This is a genomic window from Pseudoalteromonas sp. MBR-15 (assembly GCF_053628915.1).
This window is the reverse complement of the sequence record NZ_JBRJHH010000005.1, coordinates 103,740-122,261: the sequence shown is the minus strand read 5'-3', so window position 1 is coordinate 122,261 and position 18,522 is coordinate 103,740. Positions and strand designations below refer to the sequence as shown.

Sequence of the window (18,522 nt, the reverse complement as noted above, 5' to 3'; positions counted from 1 at the left end):
TTGTGAGCAAACTAGCCGGAAAAAGTGGCTTAGTATGGTTATGGCTGAGTCTACTACTTTTAGTAGTAGACCATGCGACAAAAACACTTGTTGTAAATACCATGACCTACAAAGAATCTATTGAAATTTTGCCATTCTTTAATTTTACCTATGTGCATAACTATGGTGCTGCCTTCAGCTTTTTAAGTGATGCTGGTGGTTGGCAACGCTGGTTTTTAAGCTTAATTGCTCTGGTTATTAGTGTGCTTTTAACATGGTGGTTAAAACGTTTACCTGCCAGTAATAAGGTGTTGTGCTCTGCGTATGCACTTGTACTTGCGGGTGCGATTGGTAATTTATACGATCGTATTGTCTATGGTTATGTAATAGACTTTTTGCATGTGTATTATGAAAATTGGCACTTCCCAGCATTCAATATTGCCGACAGTGCAATTTGTATCGGTGCAGCATTACTTTTATACGATGCCTTTACAGGCGAAAGTCCTAAGGAGCAAAAAGCATGAGCCAAGCAGTAATTGGTGAAAAGTCTGAAGTGATCTTTCATTTCTCAATTAAATTAGAAGATGGCTCAGCAGCTGATTCGACGAAGGTGCACAATAAGCCGGCAAAATTAAGAATGGGCGATGGTAGTCTAACCGCCAACTTTGAAAAGTGTTTGTTAGGCCTAGCCGCAGGCGAGAGTAAGTCATTTGAACTTGAACCTGAAGATGCCTTTGGGCAACCAAACCCAGATAATATTTACTATGTAGACCGCAGTAAGTTTGGCGCTGACACTCCAGCTGAGGTGGGGAACATTATTGCCTTCACTCAACCTGATGGCACTGAATTACCAGGACTTGTCCGTGAGGTACAAGGTGAGTCTGTAACGATTGATTTCAATCATCCACTTGCTGGCCAGCGTTTAACCTTTGAAGTCGATATTTTAGAGGTAACAGGGTAATGGATATTTTATTAGCTAACCCACGTGGTTTTTGTGCAGGTGTTGACCGCGCAATCAGTATCGTTGAGCGAGCACTAGATATCTTTGAAAAGCCTATTTATGTGCGACACGAAGTGGTGCATAACCGCTATGTAGTAGACGGTCTTAAAAACCGCGGTGCTGTATTCGTTGAAGAACTTGATCAAGTTCCTGATGACAGCATTGTTATTTTTAGTGCTCACGGTGTATCTCAAGCGGTACGCAGTGAGGCTAAGCGTCGTGAATTAAAAGTTTTCGATGCAACCTGTCCGCTAGTTACCAAAGTACATATGGAAGTAACGCGCGCGAGCCGTAAAGGCATCGAGTGCATTTTAATAGGTCATCATGGTCACCCTGAAGTAGAAGGCACCATGGGGCAATATAATAACGAAGCAGGGGGGATCTACTTAGTAGAAACACCGGAAGATGTTGCAAATCTGACGGTTAAAAATCCTGACAATTTATTTTATTGCAGTCAAACAACCTTGTCGGTTGATGACACTGCCGATGTTATTGATGCTTTACGTACAAAGTTTCCTGCAATTGATGGTCCGCGTAAAGATGATATATGTTATGCGACACAAAACCGTCAAGATGCGGTGCGTGACTTAGCAGATAAAGTTGATGTGTTACTGGTTGTGGGAGCTAAAAATAGCTCAAACTCAAATCGTTTACGTGAACTTGCAGATAAAATGGGCACTAAAGCGTATTTAATTGATGATGCAAGTAACGTTGAAGCTGATTGGTTTAACAACGTCAATGCCGTAGGGGTTACTGCGGGCGCATCTGCACCAGAAGTGTTAGTGCAGCAAGTAATTACTCGTCTAAAAGAATTGGGTGGAAACCAAGTTGTTGAAAACCCTGGCGAAGAAGAGAATATAGTATTTGCTGTTCCTGTTGAGCTACGCTAATCTAAACGAGTAGTTAACAACAGATACTAGGAGAGCCCATGAGCACACAGCCAAATCAAAACGGCTTGTTGATTGCGGCTCTTTTTCAATCCCGAGGTGTGCTTGCTACACTCGTGGTAAGTCAAGTTATTGCTATTTTACTAGCGTTTGCCCCTGCAACCGAAGGCGATGTATGGCTTCGTCTTGCCATTTTCAGTTTCTTTTTGCACTTAATCTTTCTGACAAGTGTTGCCGCACTGTATATTTTTAGAAAATACTTGGCACGCTATTCTAATAATTTCCAACTACTTATCCTGACTATTTCATTATTGCTATCAACGTGTTTTTACAGTGTGGCTGTATTATCTCTCTTTGCAGATAGTTATTATATTGAATCAGCGGGCTATTTTATCGCGAGTAATGTACTCATAATCTTTTTAGTGGCGGCATTATTTAGTCAATTTGTTGTTATACAAAACCAAAAAGAGCTACAAACCAAAGCATTAGCGCATGCTGAGTTAGATGCGTTACAAGCACGTATTCGTCCACACTTTTTATTCAATAGCTTGAACACAGCTGCCGAGCTAACGCATTATGATGCCGAAGCCGCCGAGCAAGCTATTTTGGCTTTAGCTGCGTTGTCCCAAGCTGCAATGAAAAGCGGTAAAGCGATTTCTTTGCAAGACGAGCTGATATTATGTGAGCAATATATTGCACTTGAGCGTTGGCGTTATGGCGAGCGATTAACGGTTAATTGGCAGATGCCAGCGTGCGTCCCAGACGTTGAAATTCCGTGCCTAACGATACAGCCTATTATTGAGAACGCGGTGTATTATGGCCTTGAACCGGCTTCTGAGAGCACAAAAATTACCATAGAGATGCATATAACCGATAAAAGCTATACGTTTATTATTATTAATCCTGTGGTTGAAAATGCAGAGCAGCGCCGCGCTGGTAATGGCATGGCACTTGAAAACATTCGCCAAAGGTTGGCGCTTTTTTATCACTATCGCGCCAAGCTAACCACCACACATCGCGATAGTGAGTTTAGAGCTAAACTCGTTATTCCAAGGCAGGAAATTACATGATCAATGTTTTGATTGTTGACGATGAACCGCTGGCTCGGGCACGTGTTAGGCGTTTATTAACCATGCATCCTAACTACCATGTTGTTGGCGATGCAGACAATGGTGAGCAGGCGGTAACGCTGTGTAAAGAGTTGCAACCGGATATCGTGTTATTAGATATTAATATGCCAAAATTAAGTGGCTTAGAGGTCGCAAAGGCATTAAAGTTGCTTGCTATACCTCCGGCTGTGGTGTTTTTAACTGCCCATTCTGAACATGCTCTAGAAGCATTTGAGTTAGCGGTAGATGGCTATTTAGTAAAACCTGTGACCGAGCAAGCACTTACAAAAACCTTACTTCAACTTAGCAAACTAAATCGTACACAAGTCAATAGGCCTGTTCATTCACATATCACCTATCAGTTAGCGGGGGCTATGCGCCGAGTCAATATCGACGATGTGCTGTGCTGTGTTGCAGAGCAAAAATATACGCGACTAATTTTTGTTGGCGGTGAAGCTATTATCGAGCATAGCTTGAAACAGCTTGAAAGTACGTACTCACAACAATTATTGCGTATTCATCGTAATACCTTGGTTAATAAGCTGCATATACAGAGCCTTCATTGCTCTGTGTCGAGTGGTCATCATTTAATAATGCGACATTATGATGAACCTCTCACCATTAGCCGCCGAGCACTTAAAACCGTAAAACAAGCGATGGGTGAATAGTTTTATCACACAGTTTTACGGTGCCAATTTTCGACGCTGTTTTAGTCGGTATGTTCGGACCGCTTATCAATTAATTTGACCGTTCATCTAAACCCTCATTGCTATTTATTATTGTCCTTTTATGCTTATTGTATGGAAATCTATGAGCTGATTTTAATATGACACGGCATTCACATGTTCAAGGCTTTACCTTAGTTGAAGTACTTATTGCTTTTGTGATTTTAAGCTTTGGGTTGTTAGGCGCTGTAGCGCTGCAGGCAAAAGCTAAGCAAGCTAGTTTTGATTCAATGCAGCGTGCTGCAGCGGTGGCGTTAGGAAACGATATTATTCAACGAATGCGAGCAAACGATTCCACAGGATTTACAGCCCTCTATAATGGCACTTTCACAAGTGACACTGCGTTAAATACCAATTTACAATGCTACAACGCAGCGTGTAATGCTCAGCAACTTGCAGCCCTTGATAAACAGCAATGGGTGCGGGCTATTCAAGCGCGTGAAAATACCGGGGCTTTAGATGATGCAACGGTGTGTATTAAGAGCACGCCTGTCGCAGCGGGTAATGCAAGTGAATTTAATATTAACGTGGTGATCAGTTGGCAAGGTCGACAAGCAATTAAAGCAAATGCAGGTACGTCGGCAATTGAATGCGGTGCAGCCAATGATAAGCGTCGTTTAATTGTGCTTGAAAGCTATATTTACTTAAGGTCTTGATATGAGAAAGCATGCAGGATTTACGTTAGTTGAAATGATGGTTGCGCTATTTATAGGCGGACTTGTTTTAGGTGGCGTTATGTTCACCTATATTAGTATGAAAGTGACCACGCGTGACACCATGACAATTGGTGAGTTACAAGAAACAGGCCGATTAGCGATTAATATTATGCAACGTGATATTGAGCAAATAGGCTTTTGGGGAACGTTTTATGAAGACTCGTTTTCGCCAGCAAATACAGAGTCAACCGCTAATCCTGCTCCCGACTGTTCTGAAGGGCTTAACAATGGCAGTTTCCCGGTTAAAACAGCAACGAGTAACTTTCGCTCTGTGTATGCAGTTTTAACTGCGACTGGTGATGCATTAGGCTGCATAAAAAACGCTAAAAAAAATACAGATGTTCTGCAGTTAAAGTTTCTTGAAGGTTTACAAATTCAACCCGTTGATACAGGTGCTGGCAGTTATTACTTTGTTGCCGAACAAGAAAAAGCTCAGTTTGTACAAGGGCCAATTGATGCTGCCTCACTTAATGTTAACGCGACTGTGTGGCGTTATCGTCATCACGTTTATTACATTTCTGAGCAAAATTACACAATAAATAACCAATCTGTCACTGTGCCCGTTTTAATGCGCAGACGTTTAAAACCAGGTTCAGGCATGGTTGCAGAAACGATAATGGAAGGGGTTGAGGACATGCACTTTGTATTCGGTCTCGATACAACCAATAATAGCCGCGTTGATACGTATAAAAGCATTAACCAAATGACGAATACTGATTGGGAAAACCGTCATGGCATCTTAACTGTGCAAGTTTTCCTATTAGTCAGAGCGCTTACCCCAGATGGTGATTTAAATATTCAAAATCAAACGTATACCTTGGGTGAAGATGAAAGTAGTAGAGAGCTAACCTTTACTGATAATTACCGTCGAGCATTGTTTACCACAACTATTCGCTTAAATAATGTGGGAGCTAATTTATGGCGTATATAACGTTAGCAAAAAGACAACAAGGCGTTGTGTTAATTGTTGCTCTTATTATGGTTGTCGCGGTTACAGGCATTGCAGTTACTCTCATGAGTAGCAGTAGTATTGACATTAAAATCACCAATGCAGCACAAGAACGTGAAGCTGCAGAAAATGAGTTAATTGGCACGGTACAGCGCGTAATAGCCAACCAAGCTGCTGCAGGGGCAAATAGTGCCTTTTTTAAAAGAGCATCAGCAATACCTGGCGGAGTTCATGATTTGGGGAATATTGGCGATGCATCAAGTTCGATGGTTAATTTAAATAACGGCCCGAGTGATATTCCTTGTCCACGCAAGTTTAATTTTACAGCGGGTGTGTCATGCAACATGTTGCAAATAGATACATCAATTACCTATGGCTCTAAAAGTAATCACACACTCACAATCACAACGGGTGTTGCTCAAGAGATGGTAGGCCGTAATTCAGGCCGTTAACGGAGACTCATGATGAAAATGAAAACGTTAGTGCGCAGTATACTGACTGGTTTTGTAACCTGTATGGTTACTGCAGTGTATGCTGAAGACATTGAGCTATACGTTAACTACAATGTTAGCAAAAATGAAAAACCGCGTGTTTTACTTATTTTTGACACCTCTGGAAGTATGGCATTTTCCTCTACAACAGGTGATGATTGTGGGCAAGATAGTAATGGCTGGATTGTCTGTAGTGATAGCCGTTTGGCTGCAGCAAAAAATGCGATGAATCAATTAATTGATACAAATCCGGATATTGACTTTGGGTTAATGCGTTACAGAGAAGTAAGTGGTGGTTATGTATTAAAAGGGATTGGTAGCCCTGCATCTGAAATTAAGAATTCTATTTCGAACTTACCTGCCAACGGAGGCACGCCACTGGCTGAAACACTCTGGGAAGCTTACTTATATATAACAGGCAAAGACTTGTTATACGCACAAAATGTAAATGGTAGAGACACTAGCATTGAATCAGCAATAAATAATCCGATAAAAAAGCAGGAGTGTAGATGGACTTGGTCAGGATATCGTTGTAAAGATGTCTGGATAGATAATTTTACTTATTCATATATCTCTCCCTTTGCTGATAGCGTCGCAGAAGCCAAACGATGTGATAACTCCGTTAATATCATTTACATGACTGATGGAGACCCCTCTACAGATAATGACAATGACAGTGATACAGATATTAGTAATCAACACAACGCATTGTTTGGTACAGCTTTGGGGAGTAATGATTATATTTACAATAATTATCTTCACCAATTAGCCAAGGTGATACATGGTACAAAAGATATAAAAGTAGATTTATATCCTGCCACACCTGATATTCATGAAACAGGGCGTCTTTACACCATTGGTTTTGGCTCTGGTATGAGTGCTGAGGGCCAAAATTTATTGAAAGCAGCCTCAGAAACCTACGGTGGCGGCAAACATTTAGTTGCAGGCACACCTGAAGAGTTGGTAAAGGCGTTGAATCAGGCAGTTTCGGCTATAAGAAAAGTGAATGATACTTTCACATCACCGTCTATTGCCAGTAATAATGTAGACCAAACACGTAGTCGTGATGGTATTTATTACGCGATGTTTTTTCCTAAAGAAGGCGCTCGTTGGCGAGGAAACCTCAAAAAGTTAAAAGTATCAGGTGATGAAATTGTTGATTTAAACGGTAAACCAGCACTTAACGAAGATGGCCTGATTGACGATGAGGCAAAAACGTTTTGGTTACCTGTAAATGAAAGTGCAGATGGGAATAGCGTAGAACAAGGAGGGGCTAATTTGATGCTCTCTAACCTATCATCGCGGACCATTTATACTGATGCCGGTAGTGCTGGATTAGTTGATTTTACTAAGTCGACAGTTTCTACGGCACTAGGTGGCGACTTAGCGGCAGCGTTAAAGTTTAATTTAACTACAGCAACAAGTGTCGATTCGTTGACTCTTGGGCTCTTATCGACCGAGTTAGATAAAACGATCAAGTGGAGCCGAGGAATAGATGTGGATGATGAAGACGGTGATGGCAGTACCAGTGATCATCGACAAGATATTTTTGGAGACCCACTTCACTCAAAACCTGTGACAATTGATTACGGTAATGATGATGTGCGCATTTTAATTGGCACCAATGCAGGTTACCTACACTTTTTTCAAGATAAAAATGATGTATTAAAAGAAAGCTGGGCTTTTATACCCAGTAGCTTATACAAAATTATTAAACCATTACGAGAAAACCAAGAAAGCTCAAAAGTATATGGTGTCGATGGACCTATTTCAGTCTTTTTTGATGATAAAAATAGTGATGGTATTGTAAATGGCACTGACCGTGTTTGGGCGTTTTTTGGCTTAAGACGTGGCGGCAATAATTATTATGGACTGGATATTACAAATCCAGATTCACCTCGACTCATGTGGGGGGGGCCGATTATTGGCGGAACGGGAGACTTTAAAGAGCTTGCACAATCATGGTCTAAACCTACGGTGACATACATTAACTTGAAAGGGTATGAAAATCGACCACTGCTTGTTTTTGGTGCAGGGTACGACACCAATAAAGACAATGTTCTGCGTACTGAAGACACAAAAGGGCGCGGTATTTATATTGTCGATGCACAGAGCGGCAAAAAAGTGTGGGCTTTAACGTCGAGTGAAAATGGCTTTGCAGGTAAACACAGTATTGCTTCTGATATTAGTGTTTTGGATTCTGATTATGACGGTTTCACTGATCGATTATATGCATCCGACACAGGCGGTGATGTATGGCGTATTGATATGCCTTCAAATAGCCCAACGAGCACAGAAAGTCCTTGGACACACTTTAAACTTGCGAGTTTAGGCAGTGCACTCGCATCTCAAGATCGTCGTTTCTTTTATAAACCGATGGTTGCGAGAACAATGTTTAGTAAGGTCTCTGAAACAGACGTGAATGGGAAGTCGGTTAAAACACGTATTGATACCCCTTTTGATGCAGTATTACTGGGTAGTGGGAATCGCTCTAAACCAACGGGCACCACAACGAGTGATCAATTGTTTATGATCCGCGATATTAATACAGTAACACGCTCATTCCAAAGCGATGAGATTCCAGCGGCGATCACCCAGGCTAATTTAATGAATATGGATGCTGACCCGTTTGGTAATGCACTTGATAGCGTAGATAAATTTACCGATTTAGAAGTTGAATTAGGTCAATACCATGGTTGGTATTATAACCTTCCAGCTGCTGGTGAAAAATCACTGGCAGCAAGCACTGTTATTGGAGGAGTCGCTTATTTCACCAGTTACGCACCCGCTTCTTCAACAGAAACAGCGAATCAGTGTTCATTAACGGGAGGCTCAGGGGGATTATATGCGTTCCACTTACACTACGGTACAAAAGTGTATGATAGTCTAAAATTTACGACCTCAAATGATGTACCTGATACACCTCAGCTTTATTTCGGTGTTGGTGATAGCTGTGTTGATAGTAATAACAATGGTTTTTGTGATGGAAGCCCGGATGCTGATAACCCAGATGAGATCAAGGATACAGACGAAAAAGTCAAAGAGATGAGTCAGTTCTTAACCATAGGACCAGGTCTTAAAGGCGAGCAAAACCCCTTTAAAGTGAAAGAAATACAAGGTCCGGGTTTAACGGTTAAAGATGGAAAAATACAACTGGTTAATGATGCAACTCCGATTGGTTTTGGTTTTAAAACACAGCAAACCTATATTTATAAGCGAGAAGTAAATGACAAGAGTAACTAATAAAGTAAAAGGGTTTACCTTAATCGAACTGATGATTACCGTGGCAATTTTAGGTATTATAGCCAGTATTGCGTTACCAAGTTACTTTGAGCATGTTAAACGCACCGCCAGAACAGAAGCCATTACTGCATTACTTGATGCTGCCAATAAGCAAGAGCAGTTCTTTGTCGATAACAGGCAGTATACAACAACTTTGGCTAACTTAGGGGTCAGTGCTACAACTGAGAATAATTTTTATAAAATTTCAGTTGTTGTCGATAATGATGCCGGTACATTCGCGTTTACTGCCACACCCGCAGCAGGGCCCGTTTTGCAAGATGGCGAATGTGCAACATTAACTATTTCAGATACAGGATTAAAAACCTCAACGGGTTCTGCGAGTGCGAGCACCTGCTGGGGTAAGTAATCCCTCATTGAATAATTGAAATATCAGGATTGGCATTTGTTGGTGTCTTTTAGCCGAGTACGCCCAATAGAGCTTATTGAAATAGCAAGCCCTTTAAGGCTTGCTATTTTGTATTCAGGGCAGTACACAAAGGTACCATTATTAAATCCCACAGGCGTGCCATCTGAACGAAATGTGATTGAATGGCGGGGGTAAGTTAGCATATCAAGTTTATCGACTGCTTCAAGTTCCCAAATAATAGTATCACCTTCATCAAACACCCCAATATCGCCCCTGTCGACAAATACGGTGAGTGCTTTGTGCCAGTGTTCTCGATTGCATTGATTTTCTTGTAGCCCACAAAAAGTAACGTACGTGCTGTGGGTTTTTGCGTTATGGCGGCTTACGCTTAATGCGCGTTTAACTAAGTGAGTGCGGTTTTCTAGGCGACTTTTAGCTAGATAAGGCTTATATTCAAACAGCGCAATATTCATAAGTATTGCGACTATTGATAGCACCACTAAGCTTTCGATGAGTGTTGCACCATTCCTATGGTGTAATGTGTTTAAGGTCTCCATCCGTGAAGACTCCAAATTGTGACAGTTTAATTAACTATAGTTGGACCTAAAATGGTGTCAAATTATGGGGCTTAATCACAGGTATTTGTTGTATCACCTAGGTATAAAGCAGTGCCAGATTTTAATACCTGCAATGCTTTGTTGTTATCATTTGCGCCAGAAGGACAAAAAGTAAAGGTACCTGGATCAGAGGTGATCATGCCACTAGTATCAAAAATAAGTGCGTTATTGCCACTGAAGCTCAGTTTACTCGTTTTAGGGATTTCTTGGAGGACTCTCAAAGTGGTATCGCCATTAGCAGGGTTATAATTACCATTCTGATCTGAATCAAAAAATACAAAGACTGTGCCTTGGTCCCAATCATTAGAGCAATTCATTGCTGTATTACTCTCAATATTAGCTGTTGCTCCACTACAGACTACAACAATTGCATCGCTACTGGTGGCTTTTGCCCGTGCAAAGCTAATACTGCGCTTTAGTTCTTGTAAGTAGCTTTCGGCGCGGTCATTTTCTAGCAAATCAGAGCTATCCCACAGTGCTATGGCAGCCACAATGCCCACGATTGCAATGGTGACCATCAGTTCGAGGAGTGTAAAGCCCTTTTGTAATGATTTCATTGTTGTCTCTACTTTTAATACTTTATTTAATAATATCATGATTGTTGATTTTATCACCGTATTTCATAGCTTTGTTTGCTATAGAGAGCCGTATTGTCTAAAATCGAGGCAATCAAGAAATAATAAGTAGCCTTAAAATGAAAAAAATCGAAGCAATTATTAAACCATTCAAGCTTGATGATGTTCGAGAAGCATTATCAGAGGTAGGCATCACCGGGATGACGGTTAGTGAAGTTAAAGGTTTTGGCCGTCAAAAGGGGCACACAGAACTCTATCGCGGTGCTGAATACATGGTTGATTTTTTACCCAAGGTAAAACTAGATATTGTACTAAGTGATGAAGACGTAGATAGAGCTATTGATGTGATTGTTAAAACGTCACAAACAGGCAAAATTGGTGATGGTAAAATATTTGTCACAGATGTTGAGCGTGTTGTGCGTATTCGTACCGCAGAAGAAGATGAAGACGCAATTTAACGAAATAGCAGTCACACACACTGTAAAAAAGGCGCCAAATTTGGCGCCTTTTTAATGCTTATTCAGCGCTTAGACTATTTACGCTTATTTGCTTCGCGCGTTTCTTTAGCATGCGCACTTAGCTCAGGTAAACCTAGCTTCTCGTAGCTTTTCTCCATGATCTCTAATGCTTGATCCAGGTAACTGCTTTGCGAGTAGTGTTCAACGACATATTTACCTCGGTTTGCAGCGGCAAGATAAGCTTCACGTTCGTAATAGTACTCTGCTACTTTTAGTTCATAACGCGCCATTTTGTTAAGTAACCATACTAAACGTTTTTTCGCTTCTGGCGCATAAACGCTATTTGGGAAACGTTTCAGTAAGGTTGATAAATCGGTAAATGCAACCCGAGTGCGATTTGCATCTCTATCCGCACGGTCTACACCAAAGTATTCTTGGAATGCGTTTTTGTCTGCTTTGATATTAACCAAGCCACGCATGTAGTACATGTAATCTAAATCTTTGTGATTTGGGTTTAAACGAATGAAACGGTCAATTGTTGCGAGAGCTTGTTCAGTATTGCCTGCTTGATAATGTGCATACACGAGATCCATTTGTACTTGTTTTGATAGTGGACCAAATGGATAGCGTGAATCAATAGCGCTTAATAACTCAATAGCTCGTGCATAAAGGCCCGAATCTAACGTTTGTTTCGCATCTTCATATAAAGCTTGTGCAGATTTATTCGGAACGCGTTGAATATCTTCTTGATCAGGAGCAGATGAACAGGCTCCTAGGCCAAGTAATGAAACTGAAAAAACAATGGCGAACGCACGTTTCCCTATTTTATTTATCATTTTATTTATTACCTTCGATGTCTTCGGCTAGGCCAAGTGAGGAAAACCGAGTAAACTATACATACAATGCTAATTAAAGCGATTCTAACCCAGTCGAGCAAAGCTTGCACTGGTAAATTGGGTAAAGTTACTAATGTCAGAGCAAATTTCTCTCCAAGCCGAGGTTCCAATTGACCTTGGCGGTAAACGTCTAGACCAAGTATTGGCGCAATTGTTCCCTGATTATTCTCGTTCACGTATAAAAACGTGGATTTTGGATGATAAAATCACCGTGAATGGTGAAATATTAAACACCCCGCGTGAAAAATTACTCGGTGGTGAACTGGTCAGTGTTGAAACAACCATTGAAGCACCGCGCGAGTACGAGGCACAAAATATCAAATTAAACATCGTTTATGAAGACGATGATATATTAGTAATCAATAAACCGATGGGATTAGTGGTACACCCAGGGGCTGGTAATCCAGACGGTACAGTATTGAATGCCTTGCTTCATCATTACCCCGATATAATTAACGTGCCGCGTGCAGGTATCGTGCACCGTCTTGATAAAGACACCACAGGTTTAATGGTGGTAGCAAAAACAATTCCTGCGCAAACGCACTTAGTGTCTGCACTGCAAAAGCGTGAAAACTTCACACGTGAATATGAAGCAATTTGTAATGGCACTATGACGGCAGGCGGTATGATTGAAAAGCCAATTGGCCGTCATGCAACAAAACGTACTCACATGGCTGTTCATGAAATGGGCAAACCTGCGGTGACTCATTACCGTGTTGCTGAAAAGTTTCGTGCTCACACACGCTTACGTTTACGCCTAGAAACTGGCCGTACTCACCAAATTCGTGTGCACATGGCGTATTTAAACCATCCACTGGTTGGTGATCAGTTATATGGCGGGCGCCCACGTCCACCGAAAGGCGCAACGCCTGAGCTATTTCAAATGCTGAGAGACTTTAAACGTCAGGCATTGCATGCGGTTAAATTGTCAATTGCGCACCCTATCACAGGTGAGTTAATGACATGGCAGGCACCTATCCCAGACGATATGGCCGCTATGACAGAAGCATTGCGAGCTGATACGAAAGCCAATCCAAATATTGAGTATTAAACACTATGATTACGCCAACATGGACTGCCCCTGACACTATTGGGGCCCTCAGTACAACTCGTGAAAACGGGGTATCTAAGGCGCCGTTTAATAGCTTTAATGTAGGGTTTCATGTTGGTGATGATGAGCAAGCTGTGCAGGCAAATCGCACTGCTTTAACGAGGCAATTGCCAAGCCCTGCCGTGTGGTTAAATCAGGTACATGGTGCGGATGTGGTGGTGGTTGATGAACGCGTTGATATTCATTCAGTATGTAGCGCAGATGCACTTTATACTCGCCTAAAGCAGCAACCGCTTGCCATCATGACGGCCGATTGTTTACCCGTGCTATTGTGTTCAACGTCAGGGGATGAGGTTGCTGCGGTTCATGGTGGGTGGCGCGGATTAGCGAAGGGAATTCTTGCCAATACACTGAGTAAGTTTAAGGCTGAGCCTGCTGACATCATTGCCTGGTTTGGTCCTGCTATCGGGGCTTTGCAGTTTGAAGTCGGGCAGGATGTTAAAGATTGTTTTTGCGATCAAAACCAGATTCATCAGCATGCGTTTACTGCCCAAGGTGAAAAATACTTAGCGGATATTTATTTACTTGCCAAGCAGCAACTCAGTCAGCTTGGTGTTGTGGGTATTTATGGCGCAGAGTATTGCACCTACTCACAGCCATCATTATTTTTTTCGTATCGACGAGATGGTCAAACAGGGCGAATGGCAAGCTTGATCTGGCGCAAATAATCGCACTTTTTAGTGATTAAATTTTCATCTCTTACTTGAACAAACTACATATCATACCCATTAATTAAGCAATTAGTTTTTTTAATAGGTAAACCTTCATGCGTTTAGATAGATTTACAAGTAAATTTCAATCTGCGCTTTCAGATGCGCAGTCATTAGCACTTGGGCGCGATCATCAATTTATTGAGCCCGTGCACTTAATGTATTCATTACTTCAGCAAAGTGGCTCTAGTGTCCGTGCACTCCTTGCGCAAGCTGGCGTGAGTGCAGACGAGTTAAATACAAAATTATCACAAGAAATCGAAAAGCTTTTTAAAGTAGAAGGCATTGGTGGCGACGTACAGCTATCGAATAATATGGTTTCGTTAATTAACTTATGTGATAAATATGCTCAAAAGCGTAAAGATAAATATATATCGAGTGAACTTTTTGTACTTGCTGCGTGCGATGATAAAGGCCCGCTAGGAGATATATTTAAAGCGCTCAATATCACTTCAAAAAAAATTGAAACGGCCATAGAGGCTATTCGTGGCGGTCAAAAAGTGGATGACCCGAATGCGGAAGAAACTCGTCAGGCATTAAAAAAATTCACCATCGACCTTACTGAGCGTGCCGAGCAAGGTAAGCTTGATCCTGTGATTGGCCGCGATGACGAAATACGCCGTACCATTCAGGTTTTACAACGTCGTACGAAGAACAACCCTGTGTTAATTGGTGAGCCAGGCGTGGGTAAAACAGCCATTGCTGAAGGCTTAGCACAACGTATTATTAATGGTGAGGTACCCGAAGGGCTCAAGAGCAAACGCGTGTTGTCGCTTGATTTAGGGGCATTAGTTGCGGGTGCTAAGTACCGTGGTGAGTTTGAAGAGCGTTTAAAATCAGTTTTAAATGAATTAGCCAAAGAAGAGGGCCAAGTAATCCTCTTTATTGATGAAATTCATACCATGGTTGGTGCAGGTAAAACTGATGGTGCGATGGATGCAGGGAACATGTTAAAACCCGCGCTTGCACGTGGTGAGCTTCACTGTGTGGGAGCCACAACGCTTGACGAGTATCGCCAATACATTGAAAAAGATGCAGCACTTGAACGTCGCTTTCAAAAGGTATTCGTAGCAGAGCCATCGGTAGAAGACACTATCGCGATTCTTCGTGGTTTAAAAGAGCGTTACGAGCTACATCACTCTGTTGATATTACCGATCCTGCAATTGTTGCAGCGGCGCAGCTATCGCACCGTTACATTAGCGATCGTCAGTTACCCGATAAAGCGATTGATTTGATTGATGAAGCGGGCTCGTCAATTCGTTTACAAATTGACTCTAAACCAGAGTCACTTGATAAACTTGAGCGTCGTATTATTCAGTTAAAACTCGAAGATAATGCACTTGCCAAAGAAAAAGATGAAGCAAGTCAAAAGCGTCGTACTGAAATGCAAGAGCTAATAGCTGAACTTGAAGTGCAGTATCGTGAGCTTGATGAAGTATGGAATGCCGAAAAAGCTTCTTTGCAAGGCACACAAGTGATTAAAGCGGAGCTTGAACAAGCTCGTTTAGACTTAGAAGTCGCGCGCCGAGCAAGTGATTTACAACGGATGTCTGAATTACAGTATGGCCGTATTCCTGAACTTGAACGCAAGTTAGATCTTGCATCGCAAGCAGAAATGCAAGAAATGAGCTTACTTAAAAACCAAGTTGGTGAAGATGAAATTGCAGAAATTTTATCGCGCTGGACAGGTATACCCGTCTCTAAAATGCTGCAAGGCGAGCGAGAAAAACTACTGCAAATGGAAGATCAACTTCATCACAAAGTCATTGGCCAAGATGAAGCCGTGGTTGCTGTAGCGAATGCGATTCGTCGGTCACGTGCAGGGCTTGCTGATCCAAACCGCCCAATAGGTTCTTTTTTATTCTTAGGCCCAACAGGGGTAGGTAAAACAGAGCTTACTAAAGCGCTTGCAAGTTTTATGTTTGACACTGAAGATGCCATGGTGCGCATTGATATGTCTGAGTTTATGGAGAAACACTCAGTAGCACGCTTAGTGGGAGCACCGCCGGGTTACGTTGGATATGAAGAAGGTGGCTATTTAACAGAAGCTGTTCGTCGTCGTCCATACTCTGTTATTTTGCTTGATGAAGTAGAAAAAGCGCACCCCGACGTGTTCAATATACTTTTACAAGTGCTTGATGATGGCCGTTTAACTGATGGACAAGGTCGTACCGTTGATTTTAAAAATACGGTGATCATTATGACCTCAAACTTAGGATCAGACATCATCCAAGAGCAAGCTGGTTCGAACGACTATGCAACGCTAAAAGAGAAAGTGATGGGAGTGTTGGTAAGCCAATTTAGACCCGAGTTTATAAACCGGATTGATGAAACGGTGGTATTCCATCCACTTGCGAATGATCATATTAAAGAAATTGCCGATATTCAGTTAGGTAAACTGCGTGAACGCTTAACCGAAAAAGGCTATCTTCTTGAGGTAACTGATGCTGCCCTTGACCGTATAGCAGAAAGTGGTTTTGATCCTGTCTATGGTGCACGACCGTTAAAACGTGCAATTCAACACACCATAGAAAACCCGCTAGCGCAGCGCTTGCTTGGAGGTGAATACCTACCTGGCGCTATTATCCATATTGATGCAGATGAAAACGGGTTGGTTTTTTCAACCCGTTAATATCGGCAAATAAAGAAGCCGCATCAAATGATGCGGCTTTTGTGTTTGATTAAACAATTTAAATAAATCGCTTATTTAAGAAACACTAAACTTTAAACGTCAATAGCATATCGTTTACTTTGCGCGACCCCTCAACGAGGCCTGCGGCATCTTTAGCTACGTTATAGCTGAGCTTTAAGTTCTCTTCGCTGTGTCCTTTAATACTTTCAACGTTTTCACGTATATCTGCACTGACAACTTGTTGCTCTTCGGCTGCGGTAGAGATTTCGGTCGCCAAACCAGATATTTCATTTATCTGTGCGAATATACTCGCAAGCTCAGCTTGAGTATGTGTGGTTGTTTCAACACAACTATCAGCTTGTTGTTTAGTTGACTGCATTACTTTAGACCAACTAAATAATGTATCTTGAATTTCTTTAATTGAACTATGAATTTGCGCAGTGGCGTTCTGTGTTCGTGAAGAAAGTGCACGCACTTCATCGGCAACGACAGCAAAACCTCGACCATGATCACCTGCACGGGCAGCTTCAATTGCGGCGTTTAAGGCAAGTAAGTTTGTTTGCTCAGCTATACCTTCAATTTCAGTCATCACTTGGCCGATTTTATCGGCTTCACTGGCTAATGAATTAGCGGTTGTTGCTGCTTGTTCAACTTGGTTAGCAAGGTCTGATACCATCGCGCTATTGTCTTCAATATGCAGTTTGATATCTGTACAGCTTTGGTATGTATCATTTACTTTTTCAGCTGTATGGTGCGTATTTGCTGATATTTCACCAATGGTTGCGCTCATTTGTGTCATTGCAGTCGCAATATCACCTAAACGCTGACCTTGTGCCGCTATACCCTGCTCAGTAAGCGATGACTGCGTATCTAAGTTTGTTGCGATATTCTTAAAGGAGTAGGTCGAGTCTTTAACGCGGCCCAGCACTGTTCGTAATTTTGCAAATAGCATCTGCTGATTATATTGCGCAATACTAAATGGGTGTGCACCGCAATACACATAGCGTGACACAGAATCAAACTCTGCACGCTGTGATTTAAGTGCTGAAGGAGTCACTATTAACTCATCATAATTAAGCGCAGCAAGCAGTAAAATAATCGCAAGTGTCGCTAATACAGTCATCAACGATGTGGTAAAACCAAGTGCAATAACCCCCGCAAGAATAATAATCAAAGACACTATTTGTCTTAGTGACACATTTTCGCGAAACGAGGCGATTGATTTGCCATCATTAATCTTTTGATACAAAGCCGTAGCGCGTGTTTTCAAGTGTTCAGAGGGTTTTGTACGCACTGATTGATAGCCGACTAATTGTCCATGTTCGTAAATGGGTGTGACAAAGGCATCAACCCAATAATAACGTCCATCTTTACAGCGGTTTTTTACCATGCCTCGCCAAGAGTGGCCTTGTTTAAGCTTTTCCCACATTTCTTTAAATGCGGCTTTAGGCATATCAGGGTGGCGCACTATGTTATGGTTTTTACCTAATAGCTCATCTTCGGTATAGCCCGCTATGTTACAAAATTCTGTGTTTACGTAGGTAATTACCCCACGTAAATCGGTTGTCGAGACAAGCTCCTGTTGTTCAGAGTATGTCACTTCTTGATTAATGATTTCTTGCCCACGACGCATATGAGTCCTTGAAATATACTTTGTTACGGTGTGCGGATTATAATCTCAGAAAAATGTAAGGGAAGAGGGGACAAGCTGATTACTGCTAAAGTTTTAGAAATTTTATTCATCCCTTGATCTAAAACAATAACTTGTCTGATAAATTATGCTTAAACTAACCCTTTTGTATTGCATGAAATGAATGTCAAAAATAATCGGTCTTGCTGATGGGGGTGATGAAGCAATTTAGCATCAATGAAGTGCCCTCAAACCAATTGTATAATAGTATTCACAATGGCAAGATGAGCTATGAGTGACGGAGCATAAAATCAAACAACTATTTACTCTTGAGTATTTATTTTTTGCCCCCATACACTTAGGATTAAAGCCACGCGGCTCGAGGAA

General features: G+C 41.7%; 18 protein-coding genes. 14 read left to right on the top strand and 4 right to left on the bottom strand.

The features are described 5' to 3' along the window. Positions 1–2: 2 nt before the first annotated feature. The 10 genes from lspA (at position 3) to ACSSVW_RS08705 (ending at position 9,505) form a co-directional block, all read left to right on the top strand. A complete protein-coding gene (lspA, locus tag ACSSVW_RS08750) occupies positions 3–503 on the top strand; it encodes a signal peptidase II (RefSeq protein WP_454179155.1) in 501 nt (166 codons plus the stop codon). Beyond that, on the top strand, positions 500–940 hold the full coding sequence (gene fkpB / locus ACSSVW_RS08745; RefSeq protein ID WP_036967041.1) for an FKBP-type peptidyl-prolyl cis-trans isomerase: 441 nt from the start codon (positions 500–502) through the stop codon (positions 938–940). The genes lspA and fkpB overlap by 4 nt, the downstream gene beginning before the upstream one ends. Next, positions 940–1,869 carry a 4-hydroxy-3-methylbut-2-enyl diphosphate reductase gene (ispH, locus tag ACSSVW_RS08740; RefSeq protein WP_036967044.1) on the top strand — a complete coding sequence of 310 codons (930 nt, stop codon included), beginning with the start codon at positions 940–942 and terminating at the stop codon, positions 1,867–1,869. Before fkpB ends, ispH begins: the two co-directional genes overlap by 1 nt. Before the next feature lie 38 nt (positions 1,870–1,907). Then, positions 1,908–2,936 (top strand): sensor histidine kinase, encoded by a 1,029-nt coding sequence (locus tag ACSSVW_RS08735; RefSeq protein WP_454179154.1) that lies wholly within the window; start codon positions 1,908–1,910, stop codon positions 2,934–2,936. Then, on the top strand, positions 2,933–3,643 hold the full coding sequence (locus ACSSVW_RS08730) for a LytR/AlgR family response regulator transcription factor (protein ID WP_305954740.1): 711 nt from the start codon (positions 2,933–2,935) through the stop codon (positions 3,641–3,643). The genes ACSSVW_RS08735 and ACSSVW_RS08730 overlap by 4 nt, the downstream gene beginning before the upstream one ends. A 158-nt stretch (positions 3,644–3,801) precedes the next feature. Further along, positions 3,802–4,356: a type IV pilus modification protein PilV gene (gene pilV, locus ACSSVW_RS08725; RefSeq protein ID WP_075593731.1), complete on the top strand. Its 555-nt coding sequence runs from the start codon at positions 3,802–3,804 to the stop codon at positions 4,354–4,356. Position 4,357: 1 nt separating this feature from the next. Beyond that, positions 4,358–5,347 (top strand): PilW family protein, encoded by a 990-nt coding sequence (locus tag ACSSVW_RS08720; protein ID WP_421418564.1) that lies wholly within the window; start codon positions 4,358–4,360, stop codon positions 5,345–5,347. Then, complete coding sequence (locus tag ACSSVW_RS08715; RefSeq protein ID WP_036967062.1) at positions 5,335–5,817, top strand: pilus assembly PilX family protein; 483 nt, start codon at positions 5,335–5,337, stop codon at positions 5,815–5,817. The genes ACSSVW_RS08720 and ACSSVW_RS08715 overlap by 13 nt, the downstream gene beginning before the upstream one ends. Positions 5,818–5,835: 18 nt before the next feature. Further along, on the top strand, positions 5,836–9,099 hold the full coding sequence (locus ACSSVW_RS08710) for a PilC/PilY family type IV pilus protein (protein WP_454179220.1): 3,264 nt from the start codon (positions 5,836–5,838) through the stop codon (positions 9,097–9,099). Further along, positions 9,083–9,505 (top strand): type IV pilin protein, encoded by a 423-nt coding sequence (locus ACSSVW_RS08705; protein WP_180310979.1) that lies wholly within the window; start codon positions 9,083–9,085, stop codon positions 9,503–9,505. The genes ACSSVW_RS08710 and ACSSVW_RS08705 overlap by 17 nt, the downstream gene beginning before the upstream one ends. Before the next feature lie 23 nt (positions 9,506–9,528). Here ACSSVW_RS08705 and ACSSVW_RS08700 read toward each other — a convergent pair whose 3' ends face one another. Together ACSSVW_RS08700 and ACSSVW_RS08695 are read right to left on the bottom strand one after the other, a co-directional pair. Then, complete coding sequence (locus ACSSVW_RS08700; RefSeq protein WP_180310978.1) at positions 9,529–10,062, bottom strand: GspH/FimT family pseudopilin; 534 nt, start codon at positions 10,060–10,062, stop codon at positions 9,529–9,531. Between the two features lie 71 nt (positions 10,063–10,133). Next, positions 10,134–10,679 (bottom strand): GspH/FimT family pseudopilin, encoded by a 546-nt coding sequence (locus tag ACSSVW_RS08695; protein ID WP_421418563.1) that lies wholly within the window; start codon positions 10,677–10,679, stop codon positions 10,134–10,136. Between the two features lie 137 nt (positions 10,680–10,816). On the opposite strand from ACSSVW_RS08695, the gene glnB reads away from it, so the two are divergent. After that, entirely contained in the window at positions 10,817–11,155 is a 339-nt protein-coding gene (glnB, locus tag ACSSVW_RS08690) for a nitrogen regulatory protein P-II (RefSeq protein WP_036967074.1), read from the top strand. Between the two features lie 74 nt (positions 11,156–11,229). Here the strand turns inward: glnB and ACSSVW_RS08685 are convergent, their stop codons facing one another. Beyond that, entirely contained in the window at positions 11,230–11,991 is a 762-nt protein-coding gene (locus ACSSVW_RS08685) for an outer membrane protein assembly factor BamD (RefSeq protein WP_036967077.1), read from the bottom strand. 133 nt (positions 11,992–12,124) lie between these two features. Here ACSSVW_RS08685 and rluD point away from each other — a divergent pair, with 133 nt between their 5' ends. The 3 genes from rluD to clpB all read left to right on the top strand — a co-directional run bounded on the left by rluD (position 12,125) and on the right by clpB (position 16,505). Beyond that, entirely contained in the window at positions 12,125–13,102 is a 978-nt protein-coding gene (gene rluD, locus ACSSVW_RS08680; protein WP_036967080.1) for a 23S rRNA pseudouridine(1911/1915/1917) synthase RluD, read from the top strand. A gap of 5 nt (positions 13,103–13,107) precedes the next feature. Further along, positions 13,108–13,830, top strand: coding sequence for a peptidoglycan editing factor PgeF (gene pgeF / locus ACSSVW_RS08675; RefSeq protein ID WP_421418562.1), 723 nt, complete (start codon positions 13,108–13,110; stop codon positions 13,828–13,830). A gap of 98 nt (positions 13,831–13,928) precedes the next feature. Next, positions 13,929–16,505 carry an ATP-dependent chaperone ClpB gene (gene clpB / locus ACSSVW_RS08670; RefSeq protein WP_421418561.1) on the top strand — a complete coding sequence of 859 codons (2,577 nt, stop codon included), beginning with the start codon at positions 13,929–13,931 and terminating at the stop codon, positions 16,503–16,505. 85 nt (positions 16,506–16,590) lie between these two features. On the opposite strand, the gene ACSSVW_RS08665 is transcribed toward clpB, so the two are convergent. Further along, a complete protein-coding gene (locus ACSSVW_RS08665; protein WP_036967088.1) occupies positions 16,591–18,138 on the bottom strand; it encodes a methyl-accepting chemotaxis protein in 1,548 nt (515 codons plus the stop codon). Positions 18,139–18,522 lie beyond the last annotated feature (384 nt).